Source organism: Microbacterium sp. C-MGS6 (assembly GCF_058140415.1).
This window is the reverse complement of sequence record NZ_CM176934.1, coordinates 83,446-102,346: the sequence shown is the minus strand read 5'-3', so window position 1 is coordinate 102,346 and position 18,901 is coordinate 83,446. Positions and strand designations below refer to the sequence as shown.

Annotated in this window: 17 protein-coding genes; 8 read left to right on the top strand and 9 right to left on the bottom strand. The window is 70.5% G+C overall.

The window, feature by feature from the left end; translation table 11 throughout:
- Positions 1–12: 12 nt before the first annotated feature.
- Positions 13–711: a phosphotransferase family protein gene (locus AC3B5L_RS00515; RefSeq protein ID WP_259954120.1), complete on the top strand. Its 699-nt coding sequence runs from the start codon at positions 13–15 to the stop codon at positions 709–711.
- Between the two features lie 87 nt (positions 712–798).
- Positions 799–1,206 (top strand): pyridoxamine 5'-phosphate oxidase family protein, encoded by a 408-nt coding sequence (locus tag AC3B5L_RS00510; protein WP_187662849.1) that lies wholly within the window; start codon positions 799–801, stop codon positions 1,204–1,206.
- Between the two features lie 18 nt (positions 1,207–1,224).
- Here AC3B5L_RS00510 and AC3B5L_RS00505 read toward each other — a convergent pair whose 3' ends face one another.
- A complete protein-coding gene (locus AC3B5L_RS00505; RefSeq protein WP_259954122.1) occupies positions 1,225–1,932 on the bottom strand; it encodes a ZIP family metal transporter in 708 nt (235 codons plus the stop codon).
- A gap of 115 nt (positions 1,933–2,047) precedes the next feature.
- Here AC3B5L_RS00505 and argG point away from each other — a divergent pair, with 115 nt between their 5' ends.
- Complete coding sequence (argG, locus tag AC3B5L_RS00500; RefSeq protein WP_259954124.1) at positions 2,048–3,493, top strand: argininosuccinate synthase; 1,446 nt, start codon at positions 2,048–2,050, stop codon at positions 3,491–3,493.
- Between the two features lie 42 nt (positions 3,494–3,535).
- On the opposite strand, the gene AC3B5L_RS00495 is transcribed toward argG, so the two are convergent.
- Positions 3,536–4,243 carry a GntR family transcriptional regulator gene (locus tag AC3B5L_RS00495; RefSeq protein ID WP_490096049.1) on the bottom strand — a complete coding sequence of 236 codons (708 nt, stop codon included), beginning with the start codon at positions 4,241–4,243 and terminating at the stop codon, positions 3,536–3,538.
- 201 nt (positions 4,244–4,444) lie between these two features.
- Between AC3B5L_RS00495 and AC3B5L_RS00490 the strand changes: the two genes are divergently transcribed.
- The 5 genes from AC3B5L_RS00490 to AC3B5L_RS00470 all read left to right on the top strand — a co-directional run bounded on the left by AC3B5L_RS00490 (position 4,445) and on the right by AC3B5L_RS00470 (position 11,269).
- Positions 4,445–5,071 (top strand): TetR/AcrR family transcriptional regulator, encoded by a 627-nt coding sequence (locus AC3B5L_RS00490; RefSeq protein ID WP_187662845.1) that lies wholly within the window; start codon positions 4,445–4,447, stop codon positions 5,069–5,071.
- Positions 5,068–5,865 carry a hypothetical protein gene (locus tag AC3B5L_RS00485; RefSeq protein ID WP_490096048.1) on the top strand — a complete coding sequence of 266 codons (798 nt, stop codon included), beginning with the start codon at positions 5,068–5,070 and terminating at the stop codon, positions 5,863–5,865. The genes AC3B5L_RS00490 and AC3B5L_RS00485 overlap by 4 nt, the downstream gene beginning before the upstream one ends.
- The gene (locus AC3B5L_RS00480) at positions 5,862–7,697 is read left to right on the top strand and encodes a YhgE/Pip family protein (protein WP_490096047.1); all 1,836 of its coding nucleotides are present in this window, start codon (positions 5,862–5,864) and stop codon (positions 7,695–7,697) included. Before AC3B5L_RS00485 ends, AC3B5L_RS00480 begins: the two co-directional genes overlap by 4 nt.
- Before the next feature lie 135 nt (positions 7,698–7,832).
- On the top strand, positions 7,833–10,472 hold the full coding sequence (locus AC3B5L_RS00475; protein WP_490096418.1) for a penicillin acylase family protein: 2,640 nt from the start codon (positions 7,833–7,835) through the stop codon (positions 10,470–10,472).
- Between the two features lie 35 nt (positions 10,473–10,507).
- Positions 10,508–11,269 (top strand): alpha/beta fold hydrolase, encoded by a 762-nt coding sequence (locus AC3B5L_RS00470; protein WP_490096046.1) that lies wholly within the window; start codon positions 10,508–10,510, stop codon positions 11,267–11,269.
- Positions 11,270–11,307: 38 nt separating this feature from the next.
- Here AC3B5L_RS00470 and AC3B5L_RS00465 read toward each other — a convergent pair whose 3' ends face one another.
- From AC3B5L_RS00465 to AC3B5L_RS00435, 7 genes are all read right to left on the bottom strand, one after another.
- Positions 11,308–11,829: an endonuclease domain-containing protein gene (locus tag AC3B5L_RS00465; RefSeq protein WP_490096045.1), complete on the bottom strand. Its 522-nt coding sequence runs from the start codon at positions 11,827–11,829 to the stop codon at positions 11,308–11,310.
- A gap of 659 nt (positions 11,830–12,488) precedes the next feature.
- Positions 12,489–12,878: a monovalent cation/H(+) antiporter subunit G gene (mnhG, locus tag AC3B5L_RS00460; protein ID WP_071328007.1), complete on the bottom strand. Its 390-nt coding sequence runs from the start codon at positions 12,876–12,878 to the stop codon at positions 12,489–12,491.
- Positions 12,875–13,144, bottom strand: a complete 270-nt coding sequence (locus AC3B5L_RS00455) for an MrpF/PhaF family protein (protein ID WP_187662839.1) — start codon at positions 13,142–13,144, stop codon at positions 12,875–12,877. The genes mnhG and AC3B5L_RS00455 overlap by 4 nt, the downstream gene beginning before the upstream one ends.
- Positions 13,141–13,734 (bottom strand): Na+/H+ antiporter subunit E, encoded by a 594-nt coding sequence (locus AC3B5L_RS00450; RefSeq protein WP_292797088.1) that lies wholly within the window; start codon positions 13,732–13,734, stop codon positions 13,141–13,143. Before AC3B5L_RS00450 ends, AC3B5L_RS00455 begins: the two co-directional genes overlap by 4 nt.
- Complete coding sequence (locus AC3B5L_RS00445) at positions 13,731–15,284, bottom strand: Na+/H+ antiporter subunit D (RefSeq protein ID WP_259954137.1); 1,554 nt, start codon at positions 15,282–15,284, stop codon at positions 13,731–13,733. Before AC3B5L_RS00445 ends, AC3B5L_RS00450 begins: the two co-directional genes overlap by 4 nt.
- Complete coding sequence (locus AC3B5L_RS00440; protein WP_232089137.1) at positions 15,281–15,871, bottom strand: Na(+)/H(+) antiporter subunit C; 591 nt, start codon at positions 15,869–15,871, stop codon at positions 15,281–15,283. Before AC3B5L_RS00440 ends, AC3B5L_RS00445 begins: the two co-directional genes overlap by 4 nt.
- The gene (locus AC3B5L_RS00435) at positions 15,871–18,843 is read right to left on the bottom strand and encodes a Na+/H+ antiporter subunit A (RefSeq protein WP_187662836.1); all 2,973 of its coding nucleotides are present in this window, start codon (positions 18,841–18,843) and stop codon (positions 15,871–15,873) included. The genes AC3B5L_RS00440 and AC3B5L_RS00435 overlap by 1 nt, the downstream gene beginning before the upstream one ends.
- Positions 18,844–18,901 lie beyond the last annotated feature (58 nt).

Sequence of the window (18,901 nt, the reverse complement as noted above, 5' to 3'; positions counted from 1 at the left end):
GAGGATGACGGGATGAGGCAGGGAGCGGTCGGCACGGTGCGGCTCGTCGAGCACGGCGGGCGGCGGCTGGTCGAGAAGCGCCTCTCCGATCCGGCGCGGCACCTCAACGAAGTGCGGGCCCTTCGCGGGCTCGTCGGCTCCGGGCTCCCGGTGCCCGAGGTGGTCGAGGAGCGGCAGGGCGTGATCCTCATGACCGCACTCCCCGGTGGCCGTCTCGACGACGCCGACGCCGACGTCCGGATCGCGGATCTCCGGGCGTCGGCACCCCTGCTCCGCGCCCTGCACCGGCTCGACCCGCCGGACGATCTGCTTCCCGCGCCGGACGACGCGGCCATCATCGAGCGGTATCGCGCCGCCGAGGCGCCACGCCTCCCCCTGCTCATCCCACCCTCGTCCGGAAGCGTCTTCTGTCACGGCGACTGGACGGACGGCAACCTGCTCGCGCAGCACGGACGCATCTCCGGGATCGTGGACTGGGAGGCCGCACACCGCGGCGATCCGCTGCGGGAGCTGGCGCGAGCCGCGTGGGGAGCCGCGCGGAAGGATCCGCGCTCGGAGCGGGCGCTCATCGACGGGTACGGTGCGGATCCCGCCCGCGTCCGTGCGTGGTACCCCGTGCACGCCGCCGAGTTGTGGCTGTGGTTCGCGGAAGCCGGCCCTCCGGAGTACCTCGCCGCGCTCACCGCGGACCTGGAGAGGTGGTCGGCCTGACACCTCACCCGGTGATTCCCGGTCCATCCCCTCGATGATCGGCAGCGGCGTGGCTACACTGGCCGCACAGGGGGAGGGAGTGTCCGCATGATCAACGAACTCGATGAGCAGCAGTCCTACGAGTTGCTGGCGACCACCACGGTGGGCCGGATCGGATTCGTCGACGACGGCCTGGTGCAGATCCATCCGGTGAACTTCGTCGTCTCGGGGCACGAGCTGCTCCTGCGCACCTCACCGGACGGCCACCTGGCGGCGCTGTCCCGCGAGGCGGCCACGGTCTCCTTCGAGGTCGACTACCACGATCCGATCGGCGGCCTGGGGTGGAGTGTGCTGATGCACGGGGTCCTGTCGCCGGTTCCGGAGGATCAGGCGGCCGGGGCGGCGGCGCGGGTGCACCCGTGGGCCGGAGACGACCGTGATCTCCCGCTGTCGTTCCGCATCGAGCGCATCACCGGACGCAGCGTCCGCCGCGACCCCCGCACCAGCGGGGTCTGAACGCGCCCGCCGTCCCGTTCAGGAGGCGAAGGCGAGACCCGCGGCGAGCGCGAATCCGAGGACGGTCGCCAACCCCGTGGACTCCTTCGCCTTCGACTGCGCCTCCGGGACCATCGAATCCACCAGCATGACGAGCAGGGCGCCCGCGGCGAAACCGCTCGCCCCGGAGCGGAAGACCTCGCCGGTCACGCTCGCCAGGGCGAATCCGGCGACGGTGGCCGCCGCGCACAGCACGGCGACCCCGGCCCACAGCAGCAGCACCCTGCTCCGTCGCATGCCGCCGTCGAGCAGGTCGGCGGCGGAGCCGATGGACTCCGGGAGGTTCGAGACGAGGATGGCGACGACGAGCGCGATGCTCACCGGCTCCCCCGAGGCGAGACCGATGCCGAGCACGAGCTGCTCCGGGATCCCGTCGAGGAGCGCCCCCACTGCGAGCTGGCCTCCCCCGGCCTCGCCCTTCTTCCTGGCGGCTCTGGCGTCGAGGATGCGGGCGGCGATGTAATAGCTGAGGGCTCCGAGCGCGACGCCGGTGACGAGGGGGATCGGACCACCGCGGTCGAGCCCCTCCTCCCAGAGCTCGAAGGCGATGGAGGCCATCAGGGCTCCGGCGCCGAAGCCCAGCACGATGCCCAGCCACCGCGGCGGCCACGTGCGCAGCATCGCGAGCACCGCGCCGACGAACAGCGGAGCCGCCGCGACGGCTCCCCACAGAATCGCTCCACCCATGCGCCCATCTTCCCGCCGACCCACCCCTTTCTGCGCGAGCCACCCCTCTGCGTGCGTCCGAAAGGGGCCGGAACACACGAAAGGGGGTGGGTCGCGCGCCGATAGACTGGGAGCCATGTCCAAGGTCCTCCAGTCCCTGCCCGTCGGCGAGCGCGTCGGCATCGCCTTCTCCGGAGGACTCGACACCTCCGTCGCCGTCGCCTGGATGCGCGACAAGGGCGCTGTCCCCTTCACCTACACGGGCGACCTCGGCCAGTACGACGAGGACGACATCGCCTCCATCCCCGGCCGCGCGCTGGAGTACGGCGCCGAGGCCTCTCGTCTCATCGACTGCAAGACGGCGCTCGTCGAAGAGGGCTTCGTCGCGCTCTCCTGCGGCGCCTTCCACATCCGATCCGGCGGCAAGACCTACTTCAACACCACTCCCCTCGGCCGCGCGGTCACCGGCACGCTGCTCGTGCGTGCGATGCGCGAGGACGGCGTCGACATCTGGGGCGACGGCTCGACCTACAAGGGCAACGACATCGAGCGCTTCTACCGCTACGGCCTGCTCGCCAACCCCCGCCTGCGCATCTACAAGCCCTGGCTCGACGCGGACTTCGTCACCGAGCTCGGCGGTCGCCAGGAGATGAGCGAGTGGCTCGTCGCGCACGGCTTCCCGTACCGCGACTCGGCCGAGAAGGCGTACTCGACGGACGCCAACATCTGGGGCGCGACCCACGAGGCGAAGACGCTCGAGCACCTCGACGTCTCGCTGGAGACCGTCGACCCGATCATGGGCGTGAAGTTCTGGGACCCGTCCGTCGCCATCGAGGCGGAGGACGTCTCGGTGACGTTCGAGGGCGGCCGTCCGGTCGCGATCAACGGCGTCGAGTTCAGCGACCCGGTGGCCCTGGTGCAGGAGGCGAACGCGATCGGCGGTCGCCACGGCCTCGGCATGAGCGACCAGATCGAGAACCGCATCATCGAGGCGAAGTCCCGCGGCATCTACGAGGCCCCGGCCATGGCGCTGCTCTTCATCGCGTACGAGCGCCTCGTCAACGGCATCCTCAACGAGGACACCCTCGCGACCTACCACGAGCAGGGCCGGCGCCTCGGTCGCCTCATGTACGAGGGACGCTGGCTCGAGCCGCAGTCGCTCATGCTCCGCGAGTCCATCCAGCGCTGGGTCGGCTCGACGATCTCGGGCACCGTGACGATCCGCCTGCGCCGCGGCGACGACTGGACGATCCTCGACACGGTCTCCCCGAACCTGTCATACGGGCCGGAGAAGCTGTCGATGGAGCGCGTCGGCGACGCCGCGTTCGGCCCGGTGGACCGGATCGGCCAGCTCACGATGCGCAACCTCGACATCGCCGACTCCCGCGCGCGCCTGGAGCAGTACGCGGGCCTCGGCCTCGTCGGCGGCGCGACCGGCGAGCTCGTCGGCCGTGTGACCGCCGGCGAGTCCGCCGAGATCACCGAGTCCGTGCACGGTTCGATCTCGGAGGCTGACGAGAACCTCGCCGACGCGGTCGACACGGCCTCCGAGCGCGCGGCCTTCGACTCCGGCACCGACTGAGAGCACGGGGCGCCGCGGGCGACCGTGCACCCGCCCCCGTGATCAGGACGCCGCGGCGAGCGGATGCGCCGGCGCCACGGCGCGGTCGACGATCCCCGGCAGCACGTCGTCGAACAGCGCGATGAGGGCGGTGCGCATCGCCGCCGCGTCGCGTCCCGGCAGTACGACGGCGATCCGTACGACCGCGGCGCGCACGTCCGACCAGTCGAAGACACTCCCCGCGCGACGGGCGACGCACGCGAGAAGAGTCCCCAGGCTCCCGACGAGCTCGGCCCGCTCCGCGTTGCCCTCGATCCGCGCGAAGGCGACCGCGAGAGCGCGCAGGCCGTCGCCGAACGCGGAGCCGTCCCGCCACCTCACCGCCAGTGCCACGTCCTCGACGAGCTCGTCCAGGTAGTCGAGGTCGTCCGCGTGGAGCACTGCCATCGTGCGTCGGACGGAGCCGATCCAGACGTCGCCGAACAGGGCCACCACATCGCGCGCGCGGTCGCCGTCGAAGGCGGTCACCCACCGGGTGCCGTCGCGGCGCACCGCGATGAGTCCGACAGCGGCGAGGCCGTCCAGGGCACGGAGGACATCCGCCGGCGCGGCGCCGAGGGCGGCTGCGAGCCCCCGCTCGTCCACCCGCGTGCCCGGCGCGAGCGCCCCCGAGACGATCGCATCCGTCAGCCTGCCCTGCAGGCCGCCGTGCCCATCCCCTCCCGCCGATGTCCCGCTCACCGCGCGTGCATCATCCTTCTTCTCGATCATGGCGTCCCCCGCCGTTCCATGGACCGATCCCGCCGGAGCCCCGGTCCGGACCGGTCTCTCCACTGAGAATGCGCCGAAGCGCGACGCGTAACATAACACGGCCTGCCCCGGAGGAGCCTCGGCGCCCTGCCTCCCAGTCGGTACGCTGCGAGGTTGCTGAGTTATCTTGCACAGGGCTGTGCATGTTATTACCATGAAGGGATGACCACTCGCGCCCTCCGTCGCGACGCTGCAGAGAACCGCGCCGGCATCCTGTCCGCGGCTCGCAGCGCCCTTGCCTCCGACCCGCACGCCTCCCTCGACGCGATCGCCCGGACCGCCGGCCTGTCGCGCCGCACCCTCTACGGACACTTCGAGGACCGGGACACCCTGATCCGCGAACTCGTCTCCACCGGCGCCCAGCGCTTCAATGCCATCGCCGCCTCCATCGACGACCCCGACGCCCGCCTCGCCCTCGCCCGACTGGCCGCCCGGCTCTGGGAGGAGGCGGCGCACATCCAGGTCGCCGCCGCGCTCGCCCTCGACGAGGCGCACGTCGAGCACACCGCCGCCGCCCTCGCGCCGTTGCGCCGGAGCGTCGCCGCCCTCGTGCGGAGGGGACAGGAGGACGGCAGCTTCCGCACGGATCTCGCTGCCCCCACGCTCGCCCGACTGATCGAGGAGATGGCGCGCACGGTCGTCTCCCGCACCGACGCGCAGAGCAGTGGCGCCGGAGACGTCGCCGTCCGGGCCGTGCTCAGCATCGCGGGACTCTCCTGGCGCGAGGCGGACGAGCTGCTCTCCTCTCACCCGGACATCACCGCCGACGATCAGGAGGTCCGCGCATGAGGATCACACTGCACGATGTCAGCAAGGGTCGCGCCGGACAGGCTCTTCCCTCCATGAGCCTCGAGTTCCACTCGGGCGCGGTCCGCTACGCGCTCGCGGAGACCGAGCAGCGGCCGACCGTGCTCGGCCTCATCGCGAGCGGGCGGATGCGCCCGGACACCGGCCGCGTCACCATCGATGCGGCGGCGAGCCCGAAGGAACTGCGTCGCCGGGTCGCGCTCGTGGACGCGCCGGACGTCAGCGACCCGCATCCGGACATCACCGTCGCCGGGGTGGTCGGTGAGGAGCTGATGTTTGCCGGGCGCGGTGCGACCCCGCTCCACGCCCGACGCTGGCTCGGCCGGGTGGGATACCAGGAGCTCGCCTCCGTCCCCATCGGCTCGGTCGACCCGGCCGCCCGCGTGCGCATCCTGTGCGAGCTCGCCGTGCTCCGCGAGGGCGTCGAGGGCATCGTCCTCGTCGCCCCGGATCGCCACGGCGGCAGCCCGGACGGATGGTGGCGCATCGCGGCCGAGTTCGCGGACCGCGGGTACGCGATGCTCGTGATCGTCGGCGGTTCCGCCGCCGTCGCCCTCGAGCGCATGCACGAGTTCGACGCGATCAACGCGTCCGGTCCCGTCGAGCCGCTGGTCCTCGAGCGTCCCGACGACGAGGCCGTGACCGACGACGAGGCCGTGACCGACGACGAACCGCTGACCGAAGACGAACCGCTGACCGAAGACGAAGTACCGTCCGAGGACGAAGTACCGTCCGAGGACGACGCCCCGTCCGACGAGGAAGGAGAAGCGCGATGAAGGTCCCCGCCATGATCGCCGCCGAACTCCGCCGCCTGACCGCGAGCCGGATGGGCATCCTCGCCCTCGTGGCCCTCATCTGCGTGCCGATCCTCTACGGCGGCCTCTACCTCTGGGCGAACCAGGATCCGTACGCGAAGTTCTCCGAGGTCCCCGTGGCCCTGGTGGTCGACGACGAGGGCGCTCCCGCCCCCACGACCGGCACCGAACCGGCGAGCGACGAGACGGTCAACTACGGGGAGGACGTGGCGGAGAACCTGATCGAGGGGAACGCGTTCGACTGGCAGCGCATGACCGAGGACGAAGCCGCCGACGCCCTGCGCCACGGCGCGGTCGACTTCACCGTGACGATCCCGGCCGACTTCTCCACCGCCCTCACCTCCGCGGCGGGCGACGACCCGCACCAGGCCAGGATCGAGCTGGAGACCAACGACGCGAACAACTACCTCGCGTCGTCGATGGGATCGCAGGCCGTCGAGAAGATCCGCAGCTCCGTCGCCGAGATGGTCGGCAGCGAGGCCGCGGAGCGACTGCTGACCGGCCTCAGCGACGTGCGCGACAACCTGGTCTCCGCGACCGACGGCGCCACGCAGCTCGTCGACGGCGCGCGCAGCGCCGCCTCCGGGAGTACGACGCTCGCCGACGGGACGGCGAAGCTCGCCGACGGCTCCGCGCAGCTCGCCTCCGGGGCCCGGACGCTCGCCGACGGCGCGCAGCAGGTGAGCGCGGGCAACCGCCAGCTCGCCGACGTCGCCGACCGGGCCGGAGCCGCGGTACAGGAGGCGACGGACGCGCTGCCGCAGGTGCGCTCGGACATCGCCGACCTCCTGACGGAGCAGGGACTCGCGCCCGAGGAGATCGACGAGGTGCTCGCCCGCCTGGATCCGCTCGGAACCCGGATCGAGGAGGGCAACGCGCAGGTGCAGAACGCCGTCGGCAAGGTCGACCAGCTCGCCGCCGGTTCCGCCTCACTGGCATCGGGGGCGAGCGAGCTCGCCGGCGGCGCCGGCACCCTCGCGACGGGCGCGGCCGCGGCGAACTCGGGCGCGGCCCAGCTCCGCGATGGCCTGAAGACACTGTCCTCCGGGACCGCGGAGCTGCGGGACGGGCTCGCCGACGGTGTGCAGGCGATCCCCGCCTCCACCCCCGACCTGCGCTCCCTGCAGGCCGACACGATCGCGGACCCGGTGAAGGTCTCCAGCGACAAGGTCGCCTCCGCGGAGGACTACGGCGCCGGCCTCGCCCCGTTCTTCGCCGCCCTCTCCGCGTGGATCGGCATCTACGCGCTGTTCCTCATCGTGAAGCCGATCTCCCGCCGGGCCGTCACGGCGCTGCACTCCCCGATCCGGATCACGCTCGCGGGCTGGCTGACGCCGGCGATGCTCGGTGCGGTGCAGATGCTCGGCCTCATGGGGATCCTGGCACTCACGCTCGGCTTCACGTTCGATCATCCGCTCGGCACGCTCGGGGTGATGATGTTCGCCTCGGCCACGTTCGCCGCGATCATCCTCGCCCTCAACGTCTGGCTCGGGTCCGTGGGGCAGTTCCTCGGCCTCGTGCTCATGGTGCTCCAGCTCGTCACAGCGGGCGGGACGTTCCCCTGGCAGACACTGCCCGCTCCCCTCGCCGCGCTGCACCACGTGCTGCCCCTCGGCTACGTCGTCGATGCCATGCGCCAGCTCATGTACGGCGGGGACTACGCGAGAGCCGGCTGGGACCTGGCTGTGCTGGGCGCCTGGCTCGTCGGGGCCCTGCTGCTGGCGATGATCGGTGTCACCCGCATGACGCACCGCCGCACGCTGCGCGATCTGCAGCCCAGCCTCATCGGCTGACCCTCCCGCTCGCCGCGGACCATCCCGCGGCGAGCGCGGGGCGGCTATGATGCGAGAGCGCGTACCCGTGAAACGCGCACTGGGGCTCGGTGGGACTGAGTCTCACCTGGCTACCCGAAAGAGTTCTCGACGATGATGACCGATTCGACGGCGTCCGCCGTTTCCCCGCGCCCCTCTCTCGGCGCTCGCATCGGACGCATCGCGTTCCTCGTGGTCGCCGCCCTCGTGGTGGTGGCCGTCGCGGGCGCGTTCTTCGTGACCTGGACGATCCAGCGCTCCTTCCCGCAGACCTCCGGCTCGACGACGCTCGAGGGGCTGAAAGCGGAGGTCACCGTGCAGCGCGACGCCAGCGGGGTGCCCACGATCACCGCCGACTCCTCGGACGACCTCTTCTTCGCCGAAGGCTTCGTGCACGCGCAGGACCGGTTCTTCGAGATGGACTTCCGCCGGCACGTCACCTCCGGCCGAGTCGCCGAGCTGTTCGGCGCCTCCCAGGCCGGCACCGACGCGTTCCTGCGCACGCTGGGCTGGCGCACGACCGCCGAGGCCGAGGTCGAGGCGATGGACGACGTCACCCGCGGCTACTACGAGGCCTACGCGGACGGCGTCAACGCCTACCTGTCCTCCCGCTCGGGCGCAGAGCTCTCCCTCGAGTACGCGGTCCTCGGACTGCAGAACCCCGACTACGAGCCGGAGCCGTGGGAACCCGCGGACTCGGTGGCGTGGCTGAAGGCGATGGCCTGGGACCTCCGCACCAACGTCGAGGACGAGACCGAGCGGGCACTCCTCGCGGGGCAGCTCGCCGAGGACCCGCAGGTCGATGTGGAGGCTCTGCTCGGCACGCTCTATCCGGACTACCCGTTCGACCGGAACCCCGTGATCGTGCCCACCATCTCCACGGTCCCGCCGCTGGAGACCGGCGCCGAGCCCGCCGCCTTCACCGTGCCCGAGGGCGACGGCGAGGCACAGCAGGCGCTCACGACAGTGGAGTGGGAGGAGACCTCGTCCGTCATCGAGGCGGCGAGCGTGCTCGTCGGCGACGTCGGCGAGGGGATCGGCTCCAACTCCTGGGTCGTCTCCGGCGACCTCACCGCATCCGGGATGCCGCTGCTGGCCAACGACCCGCACCTCGGCGCCTCGCTCCCGTCGGTCTGGTACCAGGTGCAGCTGAAGTGCGCGACGGTGGACGAGGACTGCCCGTTCGACGTCGGCGGGTTCTCCTTCTCGGGGCTTCCGGGCATCGTCATCGGACACAACCAGCGCGTGGCGTGGGGCTTCACGAACCTCACCACCGACGTCACCGACCTGTACGTCGAGCGCATCGAGGGCGACTCCTACTGGCGCGACGGCGAGCTCGTGCCGCTGGAGGAGAGCACGGAGACCATCGAGGTCGCCGGCGGGGACGACATCGAGCTCACCATCCGCTCCACCGTGCACGGACCGATCATCTCCGGCCTCACGGATGACTTCACCGGCATCGCGGACGACCCAACGCCAGGGCTCACCGCGGAGGGCGCCGTTCCGGCCGCTCCCGGCTCGGATGCCGCCGAGTACGCGGTGAGCCTGCGGTGGACTGCGCTCGACCCCGGCACCACCGCGACGGCGATCTTCGCGCTGTCGACCGCCCAGGACTTCGAGGACTTCCGCCGCGCGGCCTCCCTGTTCGACGTCCCGGCGCAGAACCTCATCTACGCCGACGTCGACGGCAACATCGGCTACCAGACCCCCGGCCGGCTCCCGATCCGCGGTGCCGGCGACGGCTGGATGCCGCAGCCCGGGTGGGACAGCAGCTACGACTGGACCGGGTACATCCCGTTCGAGGAGCTGCCGGTGTCGTACAACCCCAGCTCCGGATACATCGTCACGGCCAACAACGCCATCGTGACCGACGACTACGAGCACTTCCTCTCCCGAGACTGGGACCAGGGATACCGCGCCGCCCGCATCGCCCACCTTATCGAGCGCCGGGCCGCGGCCGGGCCCCTGACGGCCGACGACATGCGGGACATCCAGATGGACGGCGAGATGTGGATCGGCACGCAGCTCGTCGCCGCGATGAAGGACATCGAGGTCGAGGGAGCGGGTCCGCAGCAGGCCGTCGAGCTGCTCCGCGGCTGGGACGCGCAGAACAGCGCCTCGTCGGCGGGCGCCGCGTACGCGAACGTGCTCTGGTCGAACCTCGTGCAGAACATCTTCGCCGAGCGCGAGCAGCCGCTGCCGATCGACGGTCAGGGCCGGCTGTTCACCGTCGTCGGAGCGATGCTGGAGAACCCGGCGGACCCGCTGTGGAGCAACCCCCAGCTCGATGTCGAGGGCCGGGACGAGATGCTCGCACTGTCGGCCGAAGAGGCGTACGACGAGCTGTCCGCGCTTCAGGGCACGGACGTCGCGCGGTGGAACTGGGGCGATCTGCATGCCCTCACCCTCACGAGCGACACGTTCGGCTCGTCAGGCATCGGCCCGATCGAGGCCCTCTTCAACCGTGGTCCGTATCCGGTCGGCGGCGGCGCCTCCGTGGTCGATGCGACCGGGTGGCAGCTCGGCGTCTCGTACGCCACAACCACCGTGCCCTCCATGCGGATGGTCGTCGATCTCGCCGACTTCGACGACTCGACGTGGATCCACCTCACCGGAGCCTCAGGGCACGCCTTCCACGAGCACTACGTCGATCAGACCACGGACTGGTCGACGGGGGTGCAGCGGTCGTGGGCGTTCACACCGAAGGCCGTCAAGGCGGCAGCGGTCGACACCCTGACGCTCGCGCCCGCCGGCTGAGAGGAGCGTGGAGGGTGCTCGGCTAGCGTGGACAGGTGCCCACCAGCTACCTCGCCCCGAAGGGGACGCCGGCCACCCTCCTGGAGTTCGAGCACGGAGGCGCGACCCTGATCGCCGAGACCTTCGGCGACGGACCGCCCACCTACCTCCTGCTGCACGGCATCGGCATGGGGCGCAGCGTCTACCTCGACCTCACCCAGCGACTGCAGGGGCGGGTGATCGCGCTCGACCTCCCCGGCTTCGGCGAGGCGCCCGAGCCCACACGCACCCTGACCATGCAGCGGCACGCCGACCTGGTGGCCGCCTACCTCCGGTACGTCGACGCGGACCCGGTGGTGGTGATCGGGCACTCGATGGGGAGTCAGATCGCCGCGGAGCTCGCCGCCCGGCATCCCACCCTCGTCGCCGGAGTCGTGCTGGCGGGTCCGACCGTCGACAAGGCCGCCCGGAACGTGGGCGCCCAGGCGCGATACCTGCTGCAGGACCTCGTGGGCGAACGACCGCTCGTCATCTGGCGCGGTGCCCGGGAGTACCTTCGCGGCGGCCCGCATCTGATCCGCAAGATGCGCGCGACCATCGTGCACAAGCCCGAGAAGGCCTTCGTGCGCATCCAGCGCCCGGTGCTGGTGCTGCGCGGGGAGGACGACCCGCTGGCGCCGATGAGCTGGTGCCAGGTCATCCTCGACGCGATCCCCGGCGCGGAGCTCGCCGTCATCCCCGACCACGGCCACGGCACCCTCATCAGCGACTCGGAGCCCGCCGCCCGCCTGATCGAGGCCTTCGCCGCCCGCACCTGACCCTTCGAATCGCTGCCCGCGCCCCTCGGGTCGACCGTTCATAACTCAGGAGATCGCGGCGCGTTGGGGCGGTTCGGCGGCTGAGGCAGGCTGCGGTTGCCCTTTCTCCTGAGTTGTGAACGGCGAGCGCCGACGAGCCGGGGCCCGAGCGCCTCCAAAACCTCCCGCAGCGCCTCTCGCGTGCCTGCGGGGTCGGAGAAGATGTCAGCGGCGAGCGGCCGGATTGTGACATAGCCGAGACGAGCGGCCGCCATGTCCCGCGCACGATCCCGTTGCTGCTTCGCCCAACCCTCGTGAAAAGCGCGGCTGTCGCACTCGACGATCAGCCATCCATCGACGACGAAGTCGACTCGACCCACGCCGGGGATGTGGACCTGTGTCTCGAATGAGGCACCGAGCGACCGGAGGAGGAGCCGCACGAAGGTCTCCGGCCCCGACTCGGATGACGCGTCGGCCAGGGCGAGCACCGCGCCGAACCGCGGCGGCAGCCGAGCGAAGATCGCGCGCAGTTCGTCCATCGTGATGAGGCGCTGATGAAGGAGGCTGTCCAGGGTGGCCACCGACGCCCGAGGCGACTGGCATCGGACGGCATGCCGTACGGCCGCATCCAGGGACGTGACGTGCAGCGTACTCGCTGCGCCGTCCTCTGCCCAGTGCACCCTGTGAGCCTCCGCGTCTCGACGCCCCAACCGCGAGCGATGGGGATCGACCTGCACGTGCACACCGTGGGCCGCGAGCACGAACACCCCTAGCAGCTGAAGAAGGGAGACGCAGGTGACGCGACCTCCGATGCGCACGGCCTCCGCGACGACAGGATCCACATCCGGGCGGGCGTATCGGTCCCGGCGCAGTCGCAGAAGCCGCCCGCTCCGCACCAGGGCGGTCAGCTCGCGCCCCCTCAGCCCGGCGGAGCGAAGATCCGCTCGACTGAACACCGTGGAGTCGAAGACCTCTGCTGCGCGCTGGGGTCCGGAGTGGGCGATCACATCCCGGAGGATGCCCGGCGCGACACGGCGGGACGGGGAATGAGACCGAATGTGGAGTGGCCGCTCCGGATCGCGAGGCGGTGGAGGAGAAGTGGGGGCCGCGCACGGCGTTCACAATTCAGGAGAATCCGTCCCCCATCCGACCTGAGCGCACGCGCGGCACGATGACGCCGCGGATCTCCTGAGTTGTGAACCGACAGCGGGCGGAACCGGCTACGTCGGCGGCGAGGCGGTCAGCCGGCGGCGGGAGGGGTCTGCTTCGACTCGGCGAGCTCGTCGACGACGAGCCCCCGCTGCTCGATGGTGCCGTTGCGGTAGGCCTGGCGACCGACCATGTGCGCGGACAGGGGGGCGGTCGCGAACTGCATGAGTACCACGGGCGCCACGAGCACGAGACCGAACAGCACGCCGCCGATCGACCGCTGCGACAGAGCGATCGCGACGCAGATCAGCAGCAGCCCGAGCACCTGGGGCTTCGTTGCGGCGTGCAGTCGCGTCGGCACATCGCGGAAGTGCAGGAGCCCCACGGAGGCGGAGAGGCAGAGGATCGCCCCGAGCAGGATGAGGACGAGCACCGCCACATCGACGACGGCATCCGGGATCATCAGACCGAACACGTTCATGGTGTCGTGTTGTCCCTTCTCGCGACGAACCGGGCGACCGCGATCGACCCGAACACGCCGACCGCCGCGATGATGAGGAGCACGGGGATATTGCGGGTGTGGCCGTTGATGGCCATCTCGGCGCCGAGCACGCACATGACCTCGGTCAGCAGCACGTCGGCAGCGACGGCGCGGTCGAGGATCGAGGGGCCGCGGACGATGCGAATCACGGCGAGGATCGCAGCCACGGCGAACACGGCGAGGATGATGAGGAGCAGGGTGTTCATCGGGCACCGCCGATCGTCGCGGGGTCGATGCGGCCGGCGCGCTCGTCGGCCTTGAGCGCACGGTACTGGGTCGGGTTGCCGAGCGCCCGGACGATGCGCTTCTCCCAGCCGAGGACGCCCTGCCGCTGCGTCTCGACGTCCTCCTTGCTGCGCACGCCGATCACGTGCAGATAGAGGATCCCGCGGTCGCGGTCGGCCTCGACGACGAGGGAGCCCGGGATGAGCGACGACACGACGGCGACGTGGGTCATGACGAGGTCGTCGGCGTAGCGGAGGGGTACCGCGACGATGGCGGTACCCGGCTGGCGGCGGAAGTCGAACACCTGCGCCGTCACGGAGAGCGCGCCGCGGAGGATCGCGAACAGGAACTGCACGACGAACAGGGCCCCGTACCAGAGGTTGACGCGCCCCGAGAGCTCGACCGTGGGGAGGCGGAACACCCGCGTCACGAAGATCGCCACCACGAGTCCCGTGAGGAAGGACAGCACCGTGAACTGGGCCCACAGCAGCATCCACAGCACGATCAGCCAGGCGAGGAACGGCAGCTGCATGCCGATGTCCCGCCAGACGCGCTTGGTCTCGGGCCTCATCCCTCCACCTCGTCTTCCAGCTGTACGAGGTTGACCGGCTGCAGCAGGCCCGCCCCGATACGGTCGCACAGAGCGTACAGCGGTCCGGCGAAGATCGTCAGGGCCAGTGTGACGGTGACCATGCCGGCGGTGGCCATGGTCATGATCCTCGGAATGTGTCGGCGCTCCTGCTGCTCATCCGCGGCGGGGGCTCCGGTGAGGTAGGAGATGCGGCCCTCGGTCTCGGTCGAGTCCTCCTCCTCGCGCCAGAAGGCGAGGTTCCAGGCGCGCATGAGCGCATACAGGGTGAGCAGCGAGGTGATGATGCCGCCGAAGATGAGCACGATCATCAGCGGCGTGCCCACGGAGGCCGCGGCCTCGAACAGGGCGAACTTGCCGATGAACCCGGAGAACGGGGGTAGACCGCCCAGGTTGATGGCGGGGATGAAGTACAGCAGCGCGATGACGGGGGCGATCTTCAGCAGGCCCTTGACCCGCAGGATCGACGTGCTGCCCGCCCGACGTTCGATGAGTCCCACCGCGAGGAACAGGGTGGTCTGCACGACGATGTGGTGGACGATGTAGTACACGGTCGCGCCGATGGCTGCCGGGGTCGCGATCGCCAGACCGAAGATCATGTAGCCGACGTGGCTGACGAGCGTGAACGACAGGATCCGCTTGAGCTCGGCCTGCGCGACGGCGCCGAGGACACCGACGACCATGGTCGCCAGCGCGATGATGAGCAGCAGGGTGTCGATGCTGTTCGAGGCGAACAGCTGCGTCTCGGTCCGGATCAGCGCGTACACGCCGACCTTGGTCAGCAGGCCGGCGAACACGGCGGTGACCGGCGCGGGGGCCGTCGGGTAGGAGTCGGGCAGCCAGAACGACACGGGGAAGATCGCGGCCTTGATCCCGAAGGCGACCACGAGCATGAGGTGCAGGACGAGCTGCGTGTCCTGTGGGAGCTCCGACATGCGCTCGGCGATCTGGGCCATGTTCACCGTGCCGAGGGCACCGTAGATCATCGCGATCGACGCGAGGAACAGGATCGACGACACGAGCGAGACGACGATGTAGACCGCCCCGGTGCGGATGCGGGACTCGGTGCCCCCCAGGGTGATGAGCACGTACGAGGCGACCAGGAGGATCTCGAACCCGACGTACAGGTTGAACAGGTCGCCGGCGATGAAGGCGTTGAAGATGCCGGCGGCGAGGATCAGGTACGAGGGGTTGAAGATCGAGATCGGGGTCTCGTCCGCCCCGTCGGCCACACCCTGGCCGATGGAGAAGAGGAGGACCGCGAGCAGCACGATGCTGGAGACGAGCACCAGCAGGGCGGCGAGGCGGTCGACGTAGAGGACGATGCCGAAGGGCACCGGCCACCCGCCCACGGAGACCGCGAGCGGGGAGCCTGCGTCGACGACGACGAGCAGCACGGCCGCGATGACGGACACGACCGCGAGCGTGGCGACCGTGACGAACACCTGCAGGCGCGCGTTGCGACCGAAGACGAGGGTGATCGCGGCACCGAGGAGCGGCAGGGCGACGAGGAGGGGGACGAGCGTGGTCATGGCCTGCCCTCCCCGTCTGTCGTGTCGTCGTCCCGGTCCGCGTCGGCCTCGTCCGCGCCGTCGGGTTCCGGCTCCGGCTCGGGCACGTACGGCGCGTCGTACGGCGCGTCATCGTGGATCGCCGGGTTGTCGCGCATGTGCAGGACGGTGATGGGCGCGGTCTGCACGCCCACGAAGTCGGTCGTGGCGTCGTCGTCGTCCGTCTCGGACTCGTCGTCCATGAGGTCTTCGTCTTCGTCGGTGCGCTCCCGCAGCGCGATGTCGGCCTCGTCGTCCTCGACCGTGTCCGCCTGACCGAGCTGCCAGGAGCGGTAGATGAGCGCCAGCAGGAAGGCCGAGACGGCGAACGTGATGACGATCGCGGTGAGCGTCAGCGCCTGGGGCAGCGGGTCGCTCAGGTCGCCCTCCGTGCCGAAGAACGGTGCGTTCCCCGGTACGCCCATGACGATGAGCAGGAGCAGGTTCGTGGCGTTCCCGAGCAGGAGGAAGCCGATGAGGACGCGGGTGAGGCTGCGCTCCAGCATCGCGTAGACGCCGCAGGCGAAGAGCACGGCCATGATCGCGATGAGGGCGAGCGAGACGTCCATCAGCCGTTCCCCCCGGTCCTCGAGGAGAAGTCGACGGCGGTGCTCTCACCGGGGCGGAGCGCCGCCTGCCGGTCGACCTCGGCGCCGAGGCTGCGGAGCACGTCGAGGACGAGTCCGATCACGACGAGGTAGACGCCGATGTCGAAGATGGTCGAGGTGACGAACTCCATGTGTCCGATACCGGGGATCTCCCACTCCCAGAAGGTGCTGGTGAGCGGCGCCATGCCGAAGAACAGCGGCACGACGGCGGTGCCCACGGCGAGGATGAGGCCCGCGCCGAGGAGTCTTCCGGCATCGGTCGGCGCGGCGGCACCCAGCTCCCAGCGGCCTCCCGCGATGTAGCGCATCACGAGGGCCATGCCCGCGACGAGCCCGCCCGCGAAGCCGCCGCCGGGGAGGTTGTGCCCGGCGAAGAGCAGGAAGATCGACACCACGATGATCGTGTGGAACAGGATCCGGACGATCACCTCGAGCAGGATCGACCGGTTCTCCGGCTTCATCTTCTGGCCGCCGACGAGCCAGGCGCGCGGTGCCGAGCGGTTCTCCGCGGTCTGGAAGCGCACGCCGTCCGTGGTCTCCACGAGCGGCCGGCTCCGTGCCGACTTCCGCACCGAGCGGGGCAGGGTCTTCGTGGCGGCGAGCAGGTCGGCGCGGTGGGTCACGAACACGAGAGAGGCGACACCGGTCGCGGCGAGCACGAGCACGGACAGCTCGCCCATCGTGTCCCAACCGCGGAGGTCGACCAGCGCCACGTTCACGACGTTCTTGCCGTGGCCGATCTCGTACGCGATCTCCGGGAAGATCGCCGAGATGGGGTCGGCCACGCGGGACTGGGTCGCGACGACGGCGACGAAGGCCATGGTCAGGCCGACGCCGATCCCGAGCAGGGCGCGCGGGATGCGGCTGACGGAGGCGTTGTGCTCGCCCATCCGCGCAGGAAGGCGGCGCAGCACCAGGGCGAAGGTCACCATCGTCACCGTCTCGACGAGGATCTGGGTGAGCGCGAGGTCCGGTGCTCCGCTGGTCGCGAAGAGGACGACCATGCCCAGGCCCGTGACGGAGGCGAGCACGACGCCGGTGTAGCGCTTGCGGGCACGCACGGCCACGACGCCGGCGACGGCCATGATCGGGGCCACGGCGAGCTGAGCCGGCGTGTGCCAGAGCGAGAGCTGATAGCGGTCGATGTCGCTCGCCACCAGCGCGGTGACCTCGGCGGCGACGAAGACGACGAAGATCGTCCCCACGTAGACGGGCAGCGAACCCCGCTGGGTGAGCGTGGTGCTCAGCACCGAGAGCCGGTCGATGCCGCGCATCACCACGTAGTAGGCGTCGGCGGCCGTGAACGGCAGCAGTCGCGGACGACGGTCCCACCCGGTCCGGCGGGTGAGGAGGAAGAGGCCGATGCCGAGCAGGATCGACAGGATCGAGATGCCGAGAGCGGGTTCGAGGCCGTGCCAGAGCGCGAGGTGTCCCGGACCCTCGACGGCCGCGCCCTCGTGGTCGAGTCCGGGGGTGGCGGTCAGCGCATAGGGCTGCAGGGCGACGTCGAGCGCGGGGGCGCCGATCCCCGCGGCGAGCGTCACCCCGGCGAGGATGATCGGTGCCGAGAGGAAGCCGACCGGCGGATCGGGCCAGACCGTGTCGGGCTGCCGCTGTCCGTCGGCGTCGCGCTTGGTCCAGAACGCGCCCCAGAGGAAGCGCACACCATATGCCGCGGTGAGCATGGATCCGAGCGCGACGCCGATCAGGGCGACCAGGCCCCACACGGAGCCGCCCAGCGCATCATCCAGCAGCGCCGTGAGCGTCGACTCCTTCGCCACGAATCCGATGGTCGGAGCCACCCCGGCCATCGAGGCCACGGCGATGAACGCGGCCGTGGCCATGACCGGCGCCTGCCGGCCGACGCCGGAGAGTTCGGTCACGTCACGGGTGGAGAGCTGGCGGTCGATGACGCCGACGATGAGGAACAGCGCCGACTTGAACAGCGCGTGCCCGATCACCAGCGCGATGCCGGCGAGGGCGGCCGCCTGCGTGCCGTAGCCGACGACGACCGCGAAGAAACCGAGCTGGCTCACCGTGCCGAACGCGAGCACACGCTTGAGGTCGGTCTCCCGCAGCGCCTGGATGCCCCCGAGGAGCATCGTGAGGATGCCGAGTGTGAGCACGATCGGCCGCCACGTCGGGCTGAACGCGAAGATGGGTGCGAAGCGGGCGATGAGGTAGATGCCGGCCTTCACCATGGCCGCGGCGTGCAGGTAGGCGCTGACCGGCGTCGGGGCCGCCATGGCGCCCGGGAGCCAGAAGTGGAAGGGGAAGAGCGCCGATTTGCTGATGGCGCCGATCAGGAGCATGACGATCGCCGCATCGACGATCGGACCGGTCGGCGCGATCGCGAGGATCTCCCGGATGCTCGATGTCCCCGCGTCGACGACGAGGAGCACGACGCCGACGAACATGACGAGTCCGCCGAGCGTGGTCACCAGGAGCGCCTGGAGCGCGGCACGTCGGCTGGCGGCGCGGCGTCGGTAGTGGCCGATGAGGAGGTAGGAGAGGATGCTCGTGGCCTCCCAGAACATCACGAGCATCACGAGGTCGTCGGTGAGGACGAGACCGTACATCGCGCCGGCGAAGGCGAGGAGCACGCCCGCGAACTGCCCGATGCCGGCCGCCTCGTCGTGGAAGTACCAGCGGCAGTAGAGCAGCACGAGCGCGCCGACGCCGGTGACGATGAGCGTGAGCACCCACCCGAGGACGTCCATGTTCATGGACAGGTTCAGCCCGAGCTGCGGGATCCACGGCACCGAGACGAACGGGACCGGGCCGTCGAGCACCTGCGGCGTGAGCACGAGGGCATGCACGAACGCGGCGGCCGGGACGAGGGCGGCGACGGCGAAAGCCTGAGCTCCCAACCAGCGCACCAGAACGGGCATCAAGAGCGACCCGAGAAGGAACACTGCGAGGAGCATCAGCATATACGCGGCTCCTCGGGGCTCGTCGGCCGTACGGCTCAGGCGGGCGGTGTCCGTCTAG